At 60.9% G+C, this 5,912-nt stretch carries 6 protein-coding genes; 4 read left to right on the forward strand and 2 right to left on the reverse strand.

The features are described 5' to 3' along the window. Window positions 1–169: 169 nt before the first annotated feature. Window positions 170–865 (forward strand): Uma2 family endonuclease, encoded by a 696-nt coding sequence (locus QZY03_RS16995; RefSeq protein WP_295583124.1) that lies wholly within the window; start codon window positions 170–172, stop codon window positions 863–865. Between the two features lie 345 nt (window positions 866–1,210). Next, window positions 1,211–1,930: a VPLPA-CTERM sorting domain-containing protein gene (locus QZY03_RS17000; protein WP_295583126.1), complete on the forward strand. Its 720-nt coding sequence runs from the start codon at window positions 1,211–1,213 to the stop codon at window positions 1,928–1,930. A gap of 384 nt (window positions 1,931–2,314) precedes the next feature. Here the strand turns inward: QZY03_RS17000 and QZY03_RS17005 are convergent, their stop codons facing one another. Then, complete coding sequence (locus tag QZY03_RS17005) at window positions 2,315–3,196, reverse strand: DUF6399 domain-containing protein (protein WP_295583128.1); 882 nt, start codon at window positions 3,194–3,196, stop codon at window positions 2,315–2,317. A 515-nt stretch (window positions 3,197–3,711) separates the two neighbouring features. Continuing rightward, window positions 3,712–3,990 (reverse strand): helix-turn-helix domain-containing protein, encoded by a 279-nt coding sequence (locus QZY03_RS17010; protein ID WP_295583130.1) that lies wholly within the window; start codon window positions 3,988–3,990, stop codon window positions 3,712–3,714. A 316-nt stretch (window positions 3,991–4,306) separates the two neighbouring features. On the opposite strand from QZY03_RS17010, the gene QZY03_RS17015 reads away from it, so the two are divergent. Together QZY03_RS17015 and QZY03_RS17020 are read left to right on the forward strand one after the other, a co-directional pair. After that, entirely contained in the window at window positions 4,307–4,723 is a 417-nt protein-coding gene (locus tag QZY03_RS17015; RefSeq protein WP_295583132.1) for a hypothetical protein, read from the forward strand. 163 nt (window positions 4,724–4,886) lie between these two features. Then, complete coding sequence (locus QZY03_RS17020) at window positions 4,887–5,405, forward strand: hypothetical protein (protein WP_295583134.1); 519 nt, start codon at window positions 4,887–4,889, stop codon at window positions 5,403–5,405. Window positions 5,406–5,912: the final 507 nt, after the last annotated feature.

Here is a 5,912-nt window from a genome sequence, read left to right on the forward strand (position 1 = left end):
TATTGTTTAATCCCTCCACAAATCCACTGTTATGTCGTCCAACAAAGTAATTGCAAATTTCATCTTTGCGTGCCATCAGGGTCTTGATGAATCCATCGGGAGGGATGGGGTCAGGTCTTGAAATCCAGCACTTAATCGGCGTCTCCTTGGTCTCGTGAAGAATGCGTGATTGCAAGACCTGACCCCGGTCCCAGACCCCGCGGTTGAGTCGGCCGGGGTGGATACCGGCTACGCTGCCGATGCCCATACCCTGCGTGCCCCGGATCTGGCCGTCGGCAATGTCCCCGACGCCCCCGGCTGGGTGGCCGGGGCGCCGCCGCTCGCGGTGGAATATGCCGACACGGGTCAGGGCGAGGCGGACCTGGCGGTCAAGATCCGCGAGTTCTTTGCCGCCGGCACCCGCCTGATCTGGGTGGTGCGCCTCACCGGGCCGCGCCGGGTCGAGGTCTACCGCCCCACCGCCGCGGGCGATGTCGTCTCCGAGGTCCGGGTCCCCGGCGACCTGTTGGAGGCGCCCGGCATCCTGCGCAACGCGGTCCCGGTGGCGGCACTCTTCGACCCGGAGGCCGCTCATGAAGCGGCCCTGCGCAATCTGCTGCAACGCCGCGGCTATGCCAGCCTGGAGGCGGTGCGCACGGCGGGGGCGGTGGCCGGAAAGATCGAGGGCAAGATCGAAGGCAAGATTGAGGGCGAGCTTGACGGCCTGCGCGCGGCCATCTTGCAGGTCCTCGACAGCCGCGGTCTGGCGATCGACGAGCGCACCCGCCGCGACATCGTCACCTGTGCTGATCGGGACGCGCTGGCAGGCTCGTTGCAGCGTGCCGCGGTCTGCGTTAAGACCGATACCCTGCTCGACCCAGACTAATACCGTCGGCATTTCAGGCTGCGGCCTCCGGGCTGGACGGTGCGGTCGCCCCGTCCCGCCGGGAAGTCAAAATTTCTTACAGCGGGGATTATCCCGAACCCTGTCAAAATTTTGTTAGATTGCAATGGCTTTGTGGCCTGGGCGCCGACTTGTTGATATTGGGGGGGAGATGGTTGTCACAGATCTGTGACAGGTTGCCCGATTCCTCTGCGGTCTTCGCGACATAAGCTACCGATAAACATGAAACTTCAAGTACGGCATAGATCTTGCCTAGAATTTAAAGCGACGCACATCCCCAACGCCCAAGTGCCTCCCGCGTCCTTTTACTCATACCGGAGAAGATCTATGGTTCGCAAGTCAAGCCTCACCCTTCTGGGGGCAATCGCGATGCTTCTTGGCGCGCAGGCCAATGCTGTCATTGTAACGACCGTTAATCCGAGCAGTCCCACTGATATCGGCGCGCGCATTCGGTGGGGCGCTACAGGTTTCGAGGCTTCAATCTTCGACAATGACCCATTTGGGCAAACCCCCCAGCTTAATCCACGCGGAGCACCTGTATGGACCCTCAACAATCCATATAAATTTCAGGTGTCGTTTGATGGTTTGACTGGAGCCCTTGCCTTGGCTGTTGACTTCAACCGCAGCAATGATTTCGGGGCGGGCGAGTCCATCGTGAGAAGTGTCTTTAATACCCAAGCGAACTACGTCGGTTACGGCTTCAACTACCTGTCGATTTCCGGCAATGAGAGCAATAGCACCGCGCGATCACAAGTGGCTAATTTAGTCATCAATGGCAGCATTCAGGGCAGCATCTCGCCAACGGGTACTTTCGCTGAAACCTTTTTCAAAGATATTTCCGGCAACCCGCTTACGTCGATCCTCATTACAGGTGACCTGACGTTCAATACGCTCGGTACCGCCCAGGAGCGACCCTCGTGGAACTTCAATTTTAAAGGCCCTGAAATTCCGAGCCCTGTCCCTCTCCCGGCAGCCGCCTGGCTCTTCGGTTCGGCCCTGATGGGTATCGCTGGGGTGGGATACCGCCGCCAGTCCAGGCAGGGCTGAACAGGCGAGGCACGCCAGGCGGGACCGCCGGGATCGCGGTCCCGCCACCGAAGGCAGGTCGTCCGGCCTGCCTTTTTCGTGCAGTCAGATCTGCTTGGCGCGCGCCGCCGCTGCGCGACATCGGCTGGGCTGTGACGGTGCGGTCCTCCCCAGAGGACCAAAATTTTAGGGCTTGGCGGGGCATCCGCCCCCGCAACACTTCCAACCCGCTGCTCGGCCGCGCCGTCGGGGTATGCCGAGCGGACCGAACCATATCCTGGGACGGGATTGCAAACCGCGTCTTAAGACAGGTATTTCGCCAACCGGGCGTCTGGGAGATGATCGCGCACCAGGAGAGGCGATCCAGGTCGCTGCCGGCCTTGATCATAACTCCGCCCACCCCCGTCACGCCGCCACCAGCGTCAGCGTCGGCCGCTTGACCGGTCGCGGTCGCCGCCGCCGCGCTGGCGGCGGCAGATCGACGTGCGCCAGCACGTGGTCGAACAGCACCGGGTGAGCCCGCCCGAAGAAGCGCTCGGCGGCGGTGGTGCCGTCGGGGCGGCGGACATAATAGTTGTGGATGGCCGTCAGGGCCGCCAGCTTGCGGTCGCTGAGGCGGTGACTGCCGTGATGATAACGCGACAGGTGGCCGTTGCGCCCTTCCACACACGAGCTACTGCGCTGGAACAGATCGGCACAGCCCCCGGCGACCGTCTCGATCTGTGCGCGGCGCGCGGGCGCCAGGGCTTGCAGCGGGTGCGCCGGTTGGCGCAAGGGTTCGAGCAACTGTGCGCTCAGCGCCGTGAGTCGATGGCGGGTGTCGGCGTGGGTGCTGCGCCCCGCGACCCGCTCCAGGTAGAGGGCCGGGATCAACTGGGTCAGGACCGCCTCCTCCACGTCGGGTGCCAGGTCCAGGGCGTCGACCCGGGTCTGGACGCGCGCCCAGAAGAACGCCAGGGTGGCCAACCACGGCACGGTCAGGCGCTGCGCCTTGGCGAGGTGTTCGCGGGCGCGCGCGGGCAAGTCGGCCGCGTCGGCGAGGCGCGCCAGACGCGCCCACACATCGGCGAAGCGGGCGGCGACCTTCGCCACGGACTGCACCTGGCCGCGCTCCAGGTCGTAGGGGTGATACAGGATGCCCAGTTCACGGCTTTGCTCACGGGCTTGCGTTTGTCGGGCCAGGGCCTGGGTCTGTTCGGCTTCGGCCGCGACCAGTTCGGTCAGGGCAGCGTCGCTGCGGGCCGCGAAGGCCGGTGGTCGGCCGCGCGCGGGGGACCTGCGCGTCATACGCCCGTTGCGCGGCGCGCGCCGCGTCCACCAGCGCCTGGGCCGCGGCGACGGCGGCGCTGGCCTGCCTGACCTGGCGGGCCAGGTGCAGACTGGTCCCCTTGGACACCGCATGCTGAGCATGGAATAGGTCTGGGGAATGCTGGGCGCGGAGGTCTTGCTCATGGTGGTGGCGTAACGCCTTGGCTTCATCACTGGTGCCTTGGATCACGGTCACCGGCATCCCCGCCAGCGCCGTCTCCAGGGCCTGCGTCCAGGTCGCCGCCGTGCGATCGGGCGCGTACTGTTCCAGCAGAATGAAATTCGACACCGGCTCGATGGCGACCAGGCAGACGTCGGGGTGAAAGGTTTCATCCTCAGCGACCGTCAACTCCTGCGCCGGCATGCCGACGGCGAGGGCGACCCGCTGTTGCTGCGCCTGCGTGGCCACGGCCTCCTGCAGCTGCACCGTCAGCGCGTACTGGCGGCCGTAGGAGGCCCCGACGACCGCCGACAACCCGCTCAACTCCAAGAACTCACACACCAGCCGCACCCCGGCGCCGGCCCGCCGGGTGATGATCAAATGCATCACCACCACCAGTTGGTGCAGCCACTGCGCCCCCGCCGGGGTCGCCAGGCACGCCGCCACCTCCGCGAGCAAGCCCCGCCAACGGCGCCGCCGCGCGCCAGCCGCGCAGCGTACTGCGCGCCACCCCCAACTCCGCTGCCACCTGCCGCAGCGGGTGTCCCTGCGCCAACTGGCCAGCGGCGAGCCCGAGTTGCTCCGCCCGCTCCAAGCGGGTGCGGTGCTTCACCGTACCCCGCCGCTCGCCGGCCAGGCTCGGCCGGGTGGCGAACGCCTGGCAGCTGGGCTAAAGTCAGTTGCGGCAGGATCTTCGGACATTGTTGACTACCCTGGGTTAGTTTGCACTTCCAAGGGTATGAAAGTTCCGAGGTCCTGCCAACCTCTTCGACACCAAAGGCCGAGTTCAGCGCTCGGTTTTGGGCGGATTTTTGATCAAGGCCATGGATGAGTCCACTGGCGAAATGTGGTCAATTCAACTCAAAGCTACTGACGATGCAAGCTAAATAAATACATGGCTTGACTCGAACGGGGATACTGAAATATTCGTGACAGAAGAACTCTCTGAAAAGATGTATCTCCCGAGTTCTGGCTTTTCGAACGAGGAACTGACGGTGAGAGTTGAAGATTTCGTTGATACTATGATTGATCTTCAATTCAGTGGAGATCAGTCACTTTGCGAATATTTTCCTCCTTTTGTGGCAGCGTCTGCTGGAATTATCGTGTTTGAGCTTTGGAGAAGGTATCGAACTGGCCAACTATCATTAGAAGAGTTCAAGTCGATGACGTTGAAAACCTTGGGGCTGAAGGCGGGAAAATATGGTGCATTATTGACTGCGATGGCCGTTCCAGGTCTAAACGTAGTTGTCGGGGCGTATTTATTGGGTTCACTAATTCTGGCAGTAAGCCGGGCTGCGGATCGAGTTCCAGCAGTTCGGCAATTTTCTTTCCTAGCTGCCAATTAGATGAGACATTGTGCAACATAGGCCCAACAAGCGCTTCAGCCCGACCCGAAACCGCGCGCCGAGATCCACGCCGCATCCTCGGCTTCGTGCCAGCGCAGTTTCGGTCGGGCTAAGCTGTCGTTGGGCTATAAATCACCCGGTCAACAGGGCCGTTCATCGCAAAATGGGTACGCTCAAACAAGAAGAAAAGCTCGTCGCCGCCGGTCGCGGTAAGTGGTCACAAGCCGGCGTGCCCCACAAAGGTTGGCAATGCGTAGACATCGAAGATTTAGGCGAACTGCAGATTACATGCCAGATGTGTGAATCCCAAGCGATTCGCTACGTGCACCACATGCAGCATCCCGATTACAGCGAAGTGCTTGAAGTTGGATGCATTTGTGCGGGACACATGGAGGGCGACCTCATCGGCGCCAGAGCCCGCGAAACTTCCATGAAAAACCGCGCTTCGAAGCGCAAGCGCTGGCTAACTCGAAAGTGGAAGATTTCCCAAAAAGGAAATCCTTGGCTCAGCACCGATGGATACAGGGTCACTGTATATGAGCGAGGAGGAGGCTGGGCGGCAACCGTTAGCGTGGAAGGGACCTCCAACGTCTATCATGCCAGGAGAAACTACAACACAATGGATTTGGCGAAGCTAGCTGCTTTCGACCAAATCACCCGTATCGAAGCGCGAAATGTCTAGGCTGCCCTCTAAAGGCTTTCGCTTCTGCATACTGAGTGCATAATCTTGATACCGAAATAGCGAAATGGCCATTATCAAGAAAATTGACCTGCAACGGCATATCCCCCCCAAAGTTACAGTGACAGTTTACTAAGTGCACTGAATGCGGATAGGCGTTGAACGCAACCCGTAATTACTGTATTTAGTAAACTGTCACCGTAATTCATAGTAATTTCATAGAGCCATTTTCTTCTTGTGTAAACGCTCTATAGTGCTGTTTTTAAAGGCTCACTTGACCTACTGAGTTCCCAGAGAGCCTAAACTTCGGACCATGCCCTCGCAAAAACAAATAATTTTCCCATCCCTGGCGCCTGACAGACCGGCACCAAGCAGCGAGCGCCGAGCGCAGCCGCGACGGGCTGAGGACCGAGTCTTGTGGGAAATGGCCGCTCTGGTGCCCTGCCTGGAGCATGTGGGCGACGGCTTGGTGGTGCTTGATCCATGCCTTCGGGTCGTCCACATGACGGA

The sequence above is a fragment of the uncultured Lamprocystis sp. genome (assembly GCF_903933125.1).
Taxonomy (GTDB): Bacteria; Pseudomonadota; Gammaproteobacteria; order Chromatiales; family Chromatiaceae; genus Thiodictyon.